The organism is Hymenobacter sp. (assembly GCF_035709525.1).
Lineage (GTDB): Bacteria > Bacteroidota > Bacteroidia > Cytophagales > Hymenobacteraceae > Hymenobacter.
Genome location: NZ_DASTEP010000234.1, coordinates 26,545 through 40,746, shown reverse-complemented (window position 1 = coordinate 40,746; position 14,202 = coordinate 26,545). Strand labels below are relative to the sequence as shown.

The window sequence follows — 14,202 nt, the reverse complement described above, 5'->3', positions numbered from 1 at the left end:
AGTCAATAAGCCTATTATTGACAACTGTTAAGCTATGCTTCGAACTATTCTTCTGGTAGCTTTTATTACTTGCTATTCTCATGCAACCATCCCAACCCCAAAACCCCGACCCAAACGCGCTCAATATCGAGCTAAGCGAAGAAATAGCTGAAGGCGAATACGCCAACCTAGCCCTGATTGCTCACAGCACCAGCGAGTTCGTGGTGGACTTTATCCGCATGATGCCCGGCGTGCCCAAGGCCAAGGTGAAAGCCCGCATCGTGCTCACGCCCGAGCACGCCAAGCGGTTGCTGTCGGCGCTGGAAGAGAATATTCAGCGCTTCGAGCAGAGCTACGGCCCCATCAAGCTGCACCAGGAAACCCCGAGCTACCCGATGAACTTCGGCGGGGCGGTAGGGGAGGCCTAGGGGCACTATAGGCAGCGGCGGCGCAGACGGAAGATTAACTTTTTCAGCAAGTTTGCTATTGCCAAACCTTTTTCTTACCTTTGCAGGCCTGAAAATTTGGGAGCAAACGGCTCCTGTTCAACCAATCGCTAAATGCCAACCATTAACCAACTCGTACGGAAAGGCCGTGAGGCTTTGACTACCAAGTCGAAGTCACCCGCCCTTGATTCGTGCCCGCAGCGTCGGGGCGTGTGCACCCGTGTGTACACCACCACGCCTAAGAAGCCGAACTCGGCTATGCGCAAAGTGGCCCGTGTGCGCCTTACCAACGGTAAGGAAGTAAACGCATACATCCCCGGTGAAGGCCACAACCTCCAGGAGCACAGCATCGTGCTCATCCGCGGAGGCCGGGTAAAAGACTTGCCAGGTGTTCGTTACCACATCATCCGTGGTGCCCTCGACACGGCAGGTGTAAGCGGCCGCTTGCAGCGTCGCTCGAAGTACGGCGCCAAGCGTCCGAAGCCGGGCCAGGTTGCAGCCGCTGGTAAAGGTGGTAAACCGGCACCCGGTAAGAAAAAGTAATTAGTTAGTGCTTGGTGCTTGGTGCTTAGTGCTTGGTAAGAAAGAAATTTCTACCAGCCTAAGCACCAAGCACTAGGCACCAAGCACTACCAACTATCATGCGTAAGTCAAAACCGAAAAAGCGCATTCTCCTGCCGGACCCCAAGTTCAAGGAGACGCTCGTAACCCGCTTCGTCAACTACATGATGTATGACGGGAAAAAGAACCTGGCCTACACCATTTTCTACGATGCCGTAGAGCAGGTGGAGACCCGTACCAAAGAGAACGGCCTCGAAATGTGGCGCAAAGCGTTGAATAACGTAATGCCGACCGTAGAGGTAAAGAGCCGCCGCGTAGGTGGTGCTACGTTCCAAGTGCCGATTGAAGTGCGTGCTGACCGCCGCATTGCTGTTGGTTCGAAGTGGCTGATTCAGTACGCTCGTCGTCGTGGTGAGAAAACCATGAAAGACAAGCTGGCTGGTGAAATCATTGCTGCTGCCAAAGGTGAAGGTGCTGCCGTTAAGAAAAAGGACGACACCCACCGGATGGCTGAAGCCAACAAGGCCTTCTCGCACTTCCGTTTCTAATATATCGGGCGTTTAGCGGGTTGTTGAGTTTAGATTGAATGTTTAGCCGACTTTGGTTGTCTTCCTCTCTGAACTCAACAATCCGCTAACGCGCTATTTAACCTACCGTAATGGCAGTCAACAAAGACCTTCAGTACCTGCGCAACATTGGTATCATGGCCCACATCGATGCGGGCAAGACTACCACTTCGGAGCGCATTCTCTACTACACGGGTAAAACCCACAAAATCGGGGAGGTACACGACGGTGCCGCCACGATGGACTGGATGGAGCAGGAGCAGGAGCGTGGTATCACCATCACCTCGGCCGCTACTACTACCTTCTGGAACTACCCCACCGACGCGAAGGGCAACCAGACCGGCGAAACCAAGCAGTACAAGATTAACCTCATCGACACCCCCGGTCACGTTGACTTTACGGTGGAAGTAGAGCGTTCGTTGCGTGTACTCGACGGTGCCGTGGCTTTGTTCTGCGCCGTATCGGGCGTAGAGCCGCAGTCGGAAACCGTATGGCGTCAGGCTGACAAATACCACGTGCCGCGTATCTGCTTCGTCAACAAGATGGACCGCGCCGGCGCTGACTTCTTCAAGGCTGTTAATGAAATCAAGGATAAACTCGGCGCTAATCCTGTGCCGCTGCAAATCCCGATTGGCGCTGAGGATACCTTTAAAGGCGTAGTTGACCTGCTGACTGGCAAAGCCATCGTGTGGGACGACAAAACCGAAGGCAAATCGTACGACGAGATTCCCGTTCCCGAGGACCTCGTTGACACGGTTGCCGAGTGGCGCGAGAAGCTCATCGAGAGCGTTGCCGAGTACGACGACACTCTGATGGAGAAATTCTTCGAGGACCCGGACAGCATTACCCGCGAAGAAATGATGGACGTTATCCGCAAGGCGGTTATCGACATGAAGTTCTCGCCCGTATTGTGCGGCTCGGCCTTCAAGAACAAGGGTGTGCAGACCATGCTGGATGCCGTAATGGCCTACCTGCCGTCGCCGCTCGACATGCCCGCCATCGAGGGTACCAACCCCGAAACCGGCGAGCCCATCGAGCGTCACCCCGACAACTCAGAGCCCTTCACCGCTTTGGCGTTCAAAATCGCTACCGACCCCTACGTAGGTCGTCTGTGCTTCTTCCGCTGCTACAGCGGTCAGCTCGACGGTGGTTCGTACGTACTGAACAACCGCACCGGCAAGAAGGAGCGTATCTCGCGCCTCATGCAGATGCACTCCAACAAGCAGAACCCGATTGAGAAAATCCAAGCGGGTGATATTGCAGCTGGCGTTGGCTTCAAAGACATTAAGACCGGTGACACGCTGACCGACGAAAAGAACCCAGTAGTTCTGGAGTCGATGAGCTTCCCCGAGCCGGTAATCGGCTACGCTATTGAGCCTAAGACGCAAGCTGACGTAGACAAAATGGGTATGGCTATCGCCAAGCTCATCGAGGAAGACCCCACGCTGCGCGTTAACACCGACGAGGAAACCGGCCAGACTATCCTGCGTGGTATGGGTGAATTACACCTTGAAATCATCATCGACCGTATGCGTCGGGAGTTCAAAGTGGAAATCAACCAAGGTGCTCCTCAGGTTGCTTACAAAGAGATGCTCACCAAGAAGGTTGAGCACCGCGAAACCTACAAGAAGCAAACCGGTGGCCGTGGTAAATTCGGCGACATTGTGTTTGAACTTGGCCCGAAAGAAACCGAGCCCGAAAAGGCTGGTCTAGAGTTCGACAACGCCATCGTAGGTGGTGTTATCCCCCGCGAATTCATTCAGCCCATCCAGAAAGGTTTCGAAGAAGCCATGAAGCGCGGGCCGTTGGCTGGCTTCCCCATCGAAACGATGAAGGTGCGTCTGTTCCACGGTTCGTACCACGACGTTGACTCGGACGCCCTGTCGTTCGAACTCGCTGCCCGTGATGGCTTCCGTGAAGCTGCTCGCAAAGCCGGTCCGAAACTGCTCGAGCCCATCATGGCTGTTGAAGTAGTTTGCCCCGACGAGTACACGGGTCCCGTAACTGGTGACTTGAACCGTCGTCGTGGTCTGATGAAAGGCATGGACACCAAAGGCGGTGCTCAGGTTATCAAGGCTGACGTTCCGCTGTCGGAACTGTTCGGCTACGTAACTGACCTGCGCACCCTGTCTTCGGGCCGTGCCTCGGCGTCGCTTACCTTCTCGCACTACGAGCAGGTGCCCACCAACATGGCCGACGCCATTGTGGCCAAAACCAAAGGCGGCCGCTAGTATTTATTCAGCTTGTCAACCCTAGGGCAATCGGCCCTAACCAACCATGAACCAAAAAATCAGAATCAAGCTGAAAAGCTACGACCACAACCTGGTCGATAAGTCTTCCGAGAAAATCGTGAAGGCCGTAAAAGCTACTGGTGCCATCGTAAGCGGCCCCATTCCGTTGCCTACGGAAAAGGAGAAGTACACGGTGCTGCGCTCGCCCCACGTAAACAAGAAGAGCCGGGAGCAATTCCAGCTCTGCACCTACAAGCGTCTGGTTGACATTTTCTCGACCAGCAGCAAGACGGTAGATGCGCTGATGAAGCTGGAACTGCCCAGCGGCGTTGACGTTGAAATCAAAGTCTGAGCCTAGCGCTTGAAATAAGTAGAAGCCCCGTCGGTCATTGGCCGGCGGGGCTTTTTCGCGTTTGGTCGTTTATTCGTGGAATTGCTTGGGAATGGGTATAGAGACGCATTATGGCATCTCACATTAGGCGAGTTTAGTAGCAATAAGATGTAAATAGGCATACCTATTTTGGATTAGCTACCAATGCTGAAGAGGCTTAACTGCCCACTCATGAGCGCACTCAGACCTTGGAAGGTGGGCCAGTAACAACGTAAGCTGAGCTTTAATAAGCAGTGGTGTTCAGGCTTATCTTCACCTGAGCAAATGAACTGGCCTTGCTACCTGTTTCAAGTAAATGCCTCGTAGTTGTTTGAAAGCCAGTAGGTTATTATGAAAATAGCTGCTGCCACCAAGCATGAGTACCTCTATACGCGGGTAGCTACCTACAGTGGCAGGGGTGGCCCGACCACGGCTGACCTCAGCGACCCGCAACATCCGGCTACCCCTACGCGGGCGGGGCGATTTGTCATAACCTCGATTGGCCCGCACACTACGATGCAGACGGGCACGGGGGCGCGGGTGTGGTCGGCGGTGGCCTGGGGCACGCCCTTGCGGCTCGACCCCAAAGGCATAGTGCAGATAAAGCTGCCGGGCAAAGACTGGCAGCGGCTCACGAGCCTGCCTGCGTGGCGACACCTCGACCACGACCAGGCCCGCGTGGCCAGCGACATTGAGAACCGCAATCTGCTATTGTGGACGCCCGTGCTGGGCGCATTTGCCAAGAACCCCAACGCGACCCCCATCAGCCTGTACCGCAAAATACCGGATAAGTGGGTATTCAATGACTTTGGCCACGTGGCGGTGAAGTACTACCGCGATGTAAATCACAACGGCCGCCAAGATGCTATGGAGGTTGAGCGTACGCTGTCCGATTTCATTCACACAACCCCCAATCACGAGCTTTTCGAGTTGCTCAATAATAAAGCTAATGCAGGCATTAGTAGCCCGCTCACAGCTTCGCACGGGTGCGTGCACGCGCTGCCGGGCGAGCCAGCTCGGCCACGTTGCGCTACGTGGCGCAGTATGGCGAGAGCGACTTTGCTTTTCTGCACCGGCTGGCCGCGCAGCATGGCGAGTGGCTGTACTACGATGGGGCCACCCTTTGCCTGGGTAGGCCCGCCGGCCCGGCGCTGCCCTTCGAGGCCGATGGCGTGCGGGCGGGCTGCTAGCTGCGGCTGGGCGTGCAGGCCCCCGATACCGTGGTGGCGCAGTACCAGCCGGGCCAGTACCGCGTGCTGCGGGCCGACTCCAGCGGGCAAGCCGTGGGGTGGGCCGGGCAGCAGCCCCTCACGGCTTTTGCGGCGCAGACTTCGGCTAGCGTTTTTCCGGCAGCGGGGATGCGGGCACCGGCGGTGTCGCTGGCCGACCAGGCGGCGCTGACCCAATACGCCGCGCAGCTCAAGTCGCAGCAGGCCGCCCGGCTGGTTACGTGCAAGGGCTGGGCCGAAGACCCCAATATGAAGCTGGGCAGCACGATAGAAGTAACCGGCAAGGGCATGGGCACGCTGGCGGTGGCCAGCGAGTCGTATGGCAACTACCTGCTCACGACCCTGACGCACATCGTGGACGAGGACAACTACCACAACGTGTTTGAGGCGGTGCCCAGCGCGGCCGAGCACCCACCGCTAAACCCCCACGCGCAGCTCCCGGTGGGCCATCCCGAGCTGGCCGAAGTCATCGACCGGCAAGACCCCGAGCGCCTGGGGCGGCTGCGGCTGCGTCACCAGTGGCCCAGCCCGCCGACGCCGAAACCGACTGGGTTCGCATGACCACGCCTTACTCGGGCGATGGCAAAGGCCAGCTTTTCAGCCCCGAGGTAGGCTCGCAGGTGCTGGTGGGCTACGAGCAAAATCGGGCCGAAACGCCCGTGGTGCTCGGCAACATGGTGCACAGCCAAAACAAGCAGAATGCCTTTTACAGCCCCGCCGACAACTACCTGAATGGCCTGCAAACGGCCGGCGGCAACAAGTTTGTGATGACGGATACCAAGGGCGACCAGAAGATTCTGATTTCCAATTCCAACAACAAAGGCACCGCGATAGAAGTCGGCTTCAATGGCGATGGGAGCATCAGTATCAAAAGCAACGGGCCAATCAGCCTGCTGGCGGGCGGCGACATTCTGCTGGATAGCAAAAAGAATATTACGATAAAAGCGGGTAACAACCTGACGCTCCTGACCAAAAAGCAGGTGCAGGTAGCCGCTGAGGATGAAGGCATCGCGCTGGAAGCTAAGCAGACGCTCGACCTATCGGCCGAAGACCTGACCGCCGACTTCCGCAACAACCTGAATATGACGGCCAGCGCCCAGGCCAAAATCAAGTCGCAGGACACGGACATTATTTAGCACTAGCCAGCCCACCCGCTTATGCCGCACCCACTGGAGTACGTGACGACCGGGGCCCTGCTGCAATGCAGCCAAGGCACGGTGCCCATGCCGTTTAAGACTACGCCGCGCACCAGCAAGATAGCCGGGCTGGTGGCCGGCAACGCGCTGGACAAGGTTTCGCTGCTCAATATTCCCTCGTTCGTTATCTGCCAAAAGCAGACCCAAATGGCGGGCGGTACGCCGGTACCCTGCGTGCCCGCGCCGCTGCTGTGGCAAGACACGTACCCTGCCAAAGTGGGAGGAGCCGATACACTGCTGTTTCGCTCCTGCATCAACTGCCCGCTGGGCCAGGGCAAAATCGAGTTTCTGACTTCGGGCCAGCTCCCAATTCCACCTGAGCTAAGCCAGCAGATTAAGGAAACTAAGGAAGACGCCGACGAGGCCCTCAAGCAAGCTGAGCTGGAAAAAAACTCGGTAGGGGAGGCCGGCCTGCTGGAAGGTGCCATTCCTGTCTGGGGCTCGGGCCGCGACCTGATTCACTCCATTCAGACGGGCGACAAAGTGGGAATGGCCGTGAACGCAGCCTTTCTGGTGTGGGACGTGGCCTCAGTAGCGGCGGGCATCTTCAGCTTTGGCACGGCCACCGTGGCCATGGCCGGGGCCAAAGCCGGTGTACGCGGCCTGATTAAGGCAGGGGGCAAGGTAGCGCTGGGCGCGGCCAAAAAGCAGATGGCGAGCCTGGCCCTCAAAAGCGCGGCCCTGAAAAACGGGTTGAAGAACATCCGCCCCTTTCTGGCCAAGATTCCGCGCATTTGCGTCACGGCCTGCTTTCCGGCCGGCACGCCGGTAGCCGTGGAGGGCGGCTATAAAAACATCGAGGAGCTACGCACGGGCGACCTGGTGTGGGCGTGGCACGAAGAAACGGGCGACCTGGCCCTCAAACCCGTGCTGCAAACCATGCGCCGCGAGTCGGACGCTTTGGTCGAGTTACAGGTAGGTGCCGATACGGTGCAGGCCACGCCCGAGCACCCGTTTTGGGCCAATGGCGCCTGGACCGACGCGGGTGACCTAGTGAGGGGCGACGAGCTGTTGCGCTCCGACGGGCTGACTATGCCCGTGGGAGCGGTCAGGCACCGTAGCGAGCAGACTACCACGGTCTACAACGTGGAGGTAGCCGACTGGCACACCTACCTCGTCAGCTGGTGGATGTTTGTTGTGCACAACGCAACCATTTGCCTCACTAAAACCCTGAAATCGCTCAAAACGGCTGGGGGTAAAGTCATTACCAATAGCAAATACCGGGGCAAGCTCAATCCCATTGCAAAAGGCAAAGGCTTTAAGGTGCCCATTAAAAAGAACGGCTACCCCGATTTTAGCAAATACCTATATAAGGGGCCGGGCAAAAACACCGTTACTATCGAGATGACGGGTAAGTACGGGGATGATTTTGCTGAAGCAAACCGCCTGGCCGGCCACACTAAAACGCCCAAAGGATATACCTGGCACCATACCGAAGTAGTAAACAGCAATGGCGGTAAGCTCTACAATGAAATAGAACTGGTAAAAACAAACGCGCACCAAGCCGCCAGACACTCGGGTGGGGCGCAACTGTACCGCGAGCTTACGGGTAGAACCGGCCGGCTAGGCTACCGCTAGCCATTTATAAGTTATGATACATTTGGAAGAGAGCAACCCCTACGGTCCCGTTAATCCGGTTGACATTGTTGAGTTTGAGGAAACCAATGAGGTTTCACTACCTGCTGATTACAAGAATTTTTTGCTTGAGCACAATGGAGGGCGTCCCGAGCCAAATATTTTGTCGGAGCCTGCTACCGACGTTCAATGGTTGTTTGGGATGATAGAAGAGCCAGCCTGGGCCAGCTTATTCAATGCGCTGGATGTGTATGAAGGACGTATTCCGGCCTGGTACATGCCAATCGGCATCGACTCGGGAGGCAATCTATTTATCATGTCCCTTTTTGAGGAAAACAAAGGGATTATTGCTTTGTGGTGGCACGAAGACGAAGCCGAGCAAAACGGTGCAGACTATTTCGACAATCTTACCCCAGTTGCCGACTCGTTTACCGAGTTTGTCTCTCTATTAACCGACCAACACTACTAATGCCTAGCCCTACCCAACCACAACTAGCCGCGAGCCTGGCCAACATCCTACGAATTGCCACTGCACTGATACCCGAGCCAGACTGGCACACTATCCATATTGAGGGGCACATTGTCGGGTCTATTACCGAAGTAAAAACCTGGTATACGCGTAAGGATTCAACTGATAGGGTACCGTTTGATACCTTCAATCTGGCCTATATCAATGAGGATTCTAAAAACAATAAAATCGGCACCTTTATAGAGCAGCTCAGGGAGCTAACCTATGACCCCGCCAGAGGGGCATGGTACACTGTATCGCTTGATTTCCATCGCAATGGGGTGCAGCCAAGCATAAGCTACAACTACTACGACCAGCCCAGCTTTGGCTTGCCTGTGCCACTTACCATCTATAAAAAGGATTTGAAGGTTTTTCCTCGCCCTGCCTCAGCCATGCCCGAGTGGCTGAAGTAGCTGCTACAGCTCCAAAGCGATACGCGGAAGCCGGGTAGCTTTCCCAAGCAGTGCCCGCATAGCCTGTAGCAAAGCGATAGACACACTGCCAAAGCCGGAACTACTCAGCGGTGTTGGCAGTGAAAGCAAAATCAGCAAAAGAGCCCCGCCGGTAACTGCCAGCGGGGCTCTTTTGCTAATTAGGGCCAGGAATGTGTAGCCTAAGGCCGGGCGTAGGAGCTAACCGCCTCACTGCTACATTTATTTCTCGTTCACCCTGGTTTTTCCCGAAAAAAACTCTTACCTTTGCACTCCCTTAGCGAAAAGGCCACTCGGGCCTTTTCTTTTTGTGTCATTTAATATCCACACAGAATGCCTGGCATCATCGGTAAAAAAATCGGTATGACAAGCCTCTTCACTCCGGACGGGAAGAACATTCCTTGCACGCTCATCGAAGCGGGTCCGTGCGTAGTGACGCAGGTTAAGACTGTCGAAAGCGACGGTTACAACGCGGTTCAAATCGCTTACGGCGAGAAGAAAGCGAAAAATACCACTAAGGCACTGGCTGGCCACTTCGCCAAAGCCGGCACTACCCCCAAGAAGCGTCTGGTAGAGTTCCGCACGGAAGACGTAGCCACCTACTCGCTCGGCAGCACGGTTGAAACCTCGCTGTTCGAAGAAGGTGAGTTCGTTGACGTAGTTGGTACCTCGAAAGGTAAAGGCTTCCAAGGTGTTGTAAAGCGCTACAATTTCCAAGGTGTGGGTGGCCAAACCCACGGTCAGCACAACCGTCTGCGTCACCCCGGTTCTATCGGTGCGTGCTCGTGGCCTTCGCGCGTATTCAAAGGAATGCGCATGGGTGGCCGCATGGGCACCGACCGCGTCAAGATTCAGAACCTGAAAGTGATGCGTATTGTAGCTGACAAGAACCTGATTCTGGTGAGCGGCTCGGTGCCCGGTGCCAAGAATGGCTACGTGTACCTGGAGAAATAATCTGCTAAGCTTACTAGAGATGGAACTGTCCGTATTCAATAGCAAAGGCGAAGACACCGGCCGCAAGGTTACGCTGTCCGACGCCGTGTTCGGCCACGAGCCGAACGAGCACGTCATGTACCTCGACGTGAAGCAGTACCTGGCCAACCAGCGCCAGGGTACGCACAAATCGAAGCAGCGCGCTGAAGTAGCCCGCACCACCAAGAAACTGAAGAAGCAGAAAGGCACCGGCGGTGCCCGTGCTGGTTCGATGAAGTCGGGTGTATTCGTAGGTGGTGGCCGGATGTTCGGTCCCCAGCCCCGCGACTATGGCTTCAAGCTGAACAAAAAAACCAAGCGTGTTGCTCGTCTGTCGGCCCTGTCGGCCCTGGCCCGCGCTGGCAAAGTAGCCCTGGTTGAAAACCTGGCGTTCAGCGCTCCCCGCACCAAGGACTTCGTGGCCGTTCTAGATGGCCTGAAGCTCAACAACGGTCGCAAGACCTTGTACGTGGCCGGCGAAGCTGCTGACAAAAACCTGCTTCTCAGCGCCCGCAACGTGCAGAAAGTGAAGGTTTCGACTGCCGTAGGCCTCAACACCCACGACATTCTGAACACCGACACCCTGCTCATCAGCGAGGATGGCCTGCGTTCGCTGGAGCAATTGTACACCTCTAACTCCGCCGAATAATGAGCACGCTGAAACGCCCCATTATCACCGAGAAGGCTACCAGCCTCACCGAAACCGGCCGCTACGTATTCGAAGTGGAACGCACGGCTAACAAGGTGCAGATTAAGAAAGACATCGAGCAGCTTTACGGCGTTACCGTGATTGGCATCAACACGATGCGCACGATTGGCAAAGTGAAGTCGAAGGCCACTAAGGCCGGCCAGGTTTCGGGCCGTCGCTCGCACGGCAAGAAAGCCGTCGTGACCCTGAAAGATGGTGACATCATTGATTTCTACGGCAATATCTAATTGCCTTCGCCGCAAAAGCCCAACTAGCTAGTAATGGCACTTAAAAAACTCAGACCAACCACGCCAGGCCAACGCTTCCGCGTGGCCCCGGCCTTCGACGAGCTCACTTCGTCGACGCCGGAGAAGTCGTTGCTGACCTCGCTCAAGAAGAGCGGCGGTCGTAACTCTTCGGGTAAAATGTCGAACCGCTACATCGGCGGTGGACACAAAACCCAGTATCGTATCGTTGACTTCAAACGTGACAAAGCCGGGGTTCCGGCCACGGTGAAGACCATCGAATACGACCCGAACCGTACCGCTCGTATTGCTTTGCTGCACTACGCCGACGGCGAGAAGCGCTACATCATCGCCCCCGCTGGCCTGAATGTAGATACCGTTATCGTATCGGGTCCCGGTGTAGCTCCCGAAGTTGGCAACGCTCTGCCGCTCCGCGAGATGCCCCTCGGTACCATCGTGCACAACATCGAGTTGCAGCCCGGTCAGGGCGCGGCTATCGCTCGCTCGGCTGGCACCTACGCCCAGCTCGTAGCTCGCGAAGACCGTTATGCCACGCTGAAATTGCCTTCGGGCGAGATGCGCATGGTGCTCGTTACCTGCACCGCCACGGTGGGCACGGTATCGAACGGTGACCACATGAACGTTGTGATGGGCAAAGCCGGTCGCAACCGTTGGGCTGGTCGTCGCCCCCGCGTTCGTGGTGTAGCCATGAACCCTGTTGACCACCCCATGGGTGGTGGTGAAGGTAAGTCGTCGGGTGGTCACCCGCGCAGCCGCAACGGCATCTTCGCTAAGGGTCAGAAGACCCGCAACAAGAACAAGTATTCTGAGAACCTGATTGTCAGCCGCAAAGGCAAGAAGTAATATATGGCACGTTCACTCAAAAAAGGGCCGTACATTGACTTCCGGCTCGAGAAAAAGGTAGAAGCGCTGGAAAGCGCTGGCAAAAAGTCGGTGGTAAAGACCTGGTCGCGCCGCTCGATGATTTCGCCTGACTTCGTGGGTCACACCTTCGCAGTCCACAACGGGAACAAGTTCATCCCGGTCTATGTAACTGAAAACATGGTCGGCCACAAGCTCGGCGAGTTTGCGCCCACGCGCAACTTCCGCGGCCACGTCGCCAAAAAAGATAAAGGCAAGCGTTAAGATGGAAGCAGTAGCCAAACTCCGTAACGTGCCTACCTCGCCGCGCAAAATGCGCCTGGTAGCCAATCTGGTACGCGGCAAGCGCGTAACCCAGGCCCTCGGCCTGCTCCGCTTTGAGGCTAACTCGGGTGCTGAGCGCGTGGAGAAACTGCTCTTGTCGGCCCTGGCCAACTGGCAGCAGAAGAACCCCGACGAGCGCATCGAAGACGCCAACCTTTGCGTGACCGAGATTTCGGTAGACGAAGGACGCCAGCTGAAGCGCCTGCGCCCCGCCCCCCAGGGCCGTGGCCACCGCATCCGCAAGCGCTCGAACCACATCACGCTGACGGTAGGCCCGCAGCGTGAGTCGCAGATGTCGAAGAAAGAGCTGAACGCTCTGACCCGCCTCGCCGCTGCTACCCCCACCGAAACCCCCGCCAACGCTTAATTTATCATGGGACAGAAAGTAAATCCCGTTGGTTTCCGACTCGGCGTTATCAAAGGCTGGGACTCAAACTGGTACGGCGGCAAGGATTTTGCCGACAAACTCGTTGAAGACGAGAAAATCCGCAAGTACATCAACGCCCGTATCCAAAAGGGTGGTATCTCGCGCATCGTTATCGAGCGCACCCTGAAGCGGATTACCATCACCATCAACACGGCTCGCCCGGGTGTGGTAATCGGTAAAGGCGGCCAGGAGGTTGATAAGATTAAGGACGAACTCAAGGAAATCACCAAGAAGGACGTTCAAATCAACATCTTCGAGATTAAGCGCCCCGAGCTGGACGCTCGCCTAGTAGGCGAGAGCATCGCTCAGCAGCTGGCTGCCCGTATCTCGTTCCGTCGCGCCATGAAGATGTCCATCCAGGCTGCTATGCGGGCTGGTGCTGAAGGCATCAAAATTCAGTGCGGTGGCCGCCTAGGTGGTGCTGAGATTGCTCGCTCGGAGCAATACAAAGAAGGTCGTACCCCGCTGCACACGCTGCGCGCCGACATCGACTATGCTCTGTCAGAAGCCCAAACGGTGTATGGCAAAATCGGCATCAAGGTGTGGGTAATGCGTGGTGAGGTATTCGGCAAGCCCGACCTCTCGCCTAACCAGGTTCCGGCTGGTCAGCAAGGTGGTGATGACCGTGGTGGCCGTGGTGGCGACCGTGGCCCGCGCCGCGATGGTGACCGCAACGACCGTGGTCCGCGTCGTGATGGCGACCGTGGCCCACGTCGTGACGGCGCCGCTGGCGGCCCCCGTGGCGGCCAAGGCGGTGGTAACCGTGGTGGTCAAGGTAGTGGCCCCGCTGGCGGTGGCAACCGCGGCGGCCAAGGTGGCGGTCCCCGTCGCTAGGTTAAATTAAACTAGTCTGAGCCGTATCCTGAATCATTTTGTTCAGGGTACGGTTCACTGCTAATATTTTTCAAGTTTTCTTTTTTTACTCAAATGTTACAACCGAAAAGGACCAAGTATCGCAAGATGCAAAAGGGTCGCGTAACAGGCCTAGCCTACCGCGGCAGCTCCATAGACTTCGGTTCGTTCGCGCTTAAGTCACTGGAAATCTCTTGGATTACGGCTCGCCAGATTGAGGCTGCCCGTATTGCCATGACCCGTGCCATGAAACGCGAAGGGCAAGTATGGATTCGCATTTTCCCAGATAAGCCAATTACCAAGAAGCCTGCTGAAGTGCGGATGGGTAAGGGTAAAGGTTCGCCCGAATATTGGGTAGCCTGCGTGAAGCCTGGCCAAATCATGTTTGAATCGGATGGCGTGAGCCTCGAAACCGCAAAAGAGTCGCTGCGTCTGGCGGCTCAGAAGCTGCCGGTTCGTACCTCATTTGTAGTTCGTCGCGACTACGTAGAGAACGCTGCTTAATTCGATGAAAAACGAAGAAATCCGCGCCCTGTCGCTCGACGACCTGCGCACTCAGATTAAAACCGAGCAAACCAACGGCCAGCAGATGCGCTTCGCGCACGCTATCAGCCCGCTCGAAAACCCCGGCCGTCTGAAGGCCAACCGCAAAACCGTTGCTCGCCTGCAAACGGAGCTTTCGCGTCGGAACAATGAGCAGGCTTCTAACAAAGCTTAGTA

The 14,202-nt window shown here is 56.4% G+C and carries 20 protein-coding genes; all 20 read left to right on the top strand.

Features of this window, described 5'->3' with window-relative positions; all coding sequences use genetic code 11:
• Nucleotides 1-80 precede the first annotated feature (80 nt).
• Complete coding sequence (locus tag VFO93_RS20805; protein WP_144846832.1) at nucleotides 81-407, top strand: DUF3467 domain-containing protein; 327 nt, start codon at nucleotides 81-83, stop codon at nucleotides 405-407.
• A 132-nt stretch (nucleotides 408-539) separates the two neighbouring features.
• A complete protein-coding gene (gene rpsL, locus VFO93_RS20800) occupies nucleotides 540-968 on the top strand; it encodes a 30S ribosomal protein S12 (protein ID WP_173116037.1) in 429 nt (142 codons plus the stop codon).
• Between the two features lie 98 nt (nucleotides 969-1,066).
• The gene (gene rpsG / locus VFO93_RS20795) at nucleotides 1,067-1,534 is read left to right on the top strand and encodes a 30S ribosomal protein S7 (RefSeq protein WP_144846837.1); all 468 of its coding nucleotides are present in this window, start codon (nucleotides 1,067-1,069) and stop codon (nucleotides 1,532-1,534) included.
• A 110-nt stretch (nucleotides 1,535-1,644) separates the two neighbouring features.
• Nucleotides 1,645-3,783, top strand: a complete 2,139-nt coding sequence (fusA, locus tag VFO93_RS20790) for an elongation factor G (protein ID WP_325136304.1) — start codon at nucleotides 1,645-1,647, stop codon at nucleotides 3,781-3,783.
• Between the two features lie 46 nt (nucleotides 3,784-3,829).
• Nucleotides 3,830-4,135: a 30S ribosomal protein S10 gene (gene rpsJ / locus VFO93_RS20785; RefSeq protein WP_144846844.1), complete on the top strand. Its 306-nt coding sequence runs from the start codon at nucleotides 3,830-3,832 to the stop codon at nucleotides 4,133-4,135.
• A gap of 1,004 nt (nucleotides 4,136-5,139) precedes the next feature.
• Nucleotides 5,140-5,343 (top strand): hypothetical protein, encoded by a 204-nt coding sequence (locus tag VFO93_RS20780; RefSeq protein ID WP_325136303.1) that lies wholly within the window; start codon nucleotides 5,140-5,142, stop codon nucleotides 5,341-5,343.
• Nucleotides 5,344-5,355: 12 nt separating this feature from the next.
• Nucleotides 5,356-5,943, top strand: coding sequence for a hypothetical protein (locus VFO93_RS20775; RefSeq protein ID WP_325136302.1), 588 nt, complete (start codon nucleotides 5,356-5,358; stop codon nucleotides 5,941-5,943).
• Nucleotides 5,940-6,518, top strand: a complete 579-nt coding sequence (locus VFO93_RS20770; protein ID WP_325136301.1) for a phage baseplate assembly protein V — start codon at nucleotides 5,940-5,942, stop codon at nucleotides 6,516-6,518. Before VFO93_RS20775 ends, VFO93_RS20770 begins: the two co-directional genes overlap by 4 nt.
• 21 nt (nucleotides 6,519-6,539) lie before the next feature.
• Nucleotides 6,540-8,156, top strand: a complete 1,617-nt coding sequence (locus VFO93_RS20765; protein WP_325136300.1) for a polymorphic toxin-type HINT domain-containing protein — start codon at nucleotides 6,540-6,542, stop codon at nucleotides 8,154-8,156.
• A 13-nt stretch (nucleotides 8,157-8,169) separates the two neighbouring features.
• Nucleotides 8,170-8,622, top strand: a complete 453-nt coding sequence (locus VFO93_RS20760; RefSeq protein ID WP_325136299.1) for an SMI1/KNR4 family protein — start codon at nucleotides 8,170-8,172, stop codon at nucleotides 8,620-8,622.
• Nucleotides 8,622-9,074, top strand: coding sequence for an immunity protein YezG family protein (locus tag VFO93_RS20755; protein WP_325136298.1), 453 nt, complete (start codon nucleotides 8,622-8,624; stop codon nucleotides 9,072-9,074). Before VFO93_RS20760 ends, VFO93_RS20755 begins: the two co-directional genes overlap by 1 nt.
• Nucleotides 9,075-9,425: 351 nt before the next feature.
• Nucleotides 9,426-10,046, top strand: a complete 621-nt coding sequence (rplC, locus tag VFO93_RS20750) for a 50S ribosomal protein L3 (RefSeq protein WP_325136297.1) — start codon at nucleotides 9,426-9,428, stop codon at nucleotides 10,044-10,046.
• A gap of 19 nt (nucleotides 10,047-10,065) precedes the next feature.
• Nucleotides 10,066-10,713, top strand: coding sequence for a 50S ribosomal protein L4 (rplD, locus tag VFO93_RS20745; RefSeq protein WP_325136296.1), 648 nt, complete (start codon nucleotides 10,066-10,068; stop codon nucleotides 10,711-10,713).
• Nucleotides 10,713-11,000: a 50S ribosomal protein L23 gene (gene rplW / locus VFO93_RS20740; protein WP_325136295.1), complete on the top strand. Its 288-nt coding sequence runs from the start codon at nucleotides 10,713-10,715 to the stop codon at nucleotides 10,998-11,000. The genes rplD and rplW overlap by 1 nt, the downstream gene beginning before the upstream one ends.
• 33 nt (nucleotides 11,001-11,033) lie before the next feature.
• The gene (rplB, locus tag VFO93_RS20735; protein ID WP_325136294.1) at nucleotides 11,034-11,861 is read left to right on the top strand and encodes a 50S ribosomal protein L2; all 828 of its coding nucleotides are present in this window, start codon (nucleotides 11,034-11,036) and stop codon (nucleotides 11,859-11,861) included.
• A 3-nt stretch (nucleotides 11,862-11,864) separates the two neighbouring features.
• Nucleotides 11,865-12,143, top strand: coding sequence for a 30S ribosomal protein S19 (rpsS, locus tag VFO93_RS20730; RefSeq protein ID WP_068340444.1), 279 nt, complete (start codon nucleotides 11,865-11,867; stop codon nucleotides 12,141-12,143).
• A gap of 1 nt (nucleotide 12,144) precedes the next feature.
• A complete protein-coding gene (gene rplV / locus VFO93_RS20725) occupies nucleotides 12,145-12,570 on the top strand; it encodes a 50S ribosomal protein L22 (protein ID WP_305018565.1) in 426 nt (141 codons plus the stop codon).
• Nucleotides 12,571-12,576: 6 nt separating this feature from the next.
• A complete protein-coding gene (rpsC, locus tag VFO93_RS20720) occupies nucleotides 12,577-13,464 on the top strand; it encodes a 30S ribosomal protein S3 (protein WP_325136293.1) in 888 nt (295 codons plus the stop codon).
• 93 nt (nucleotides 13,465-13,557) lie between these two features.
• Nucleotides 13,558-13,986: a 50S ribosomal protein L16 gene (gene rplP, locus VFO93_RS20715; protein ID WP_068340453.1), complete on the top strand. Its 429-nt coding sequence runs from the start codon at nucleotides 13,558-13,560 to the stop codon at nucleotides 13,984-13,986.
• Between the two features lie 4 nt (nucleotides 13,987-13,990).
• Nucleotides 13,991-14,200, top strand: a complete 210-nt coding sequence (gene rpmC / locus VFO93_RS20710; protein ID WP_173116020.1) for a 50S ribosomal protein L29 — start codon at nucleotides 13,991-13,993, stop codon at nucleotides 14,198-14,200.
• Nucleotides 14,201-14,202: the final 2 nt, after the last annotated feature.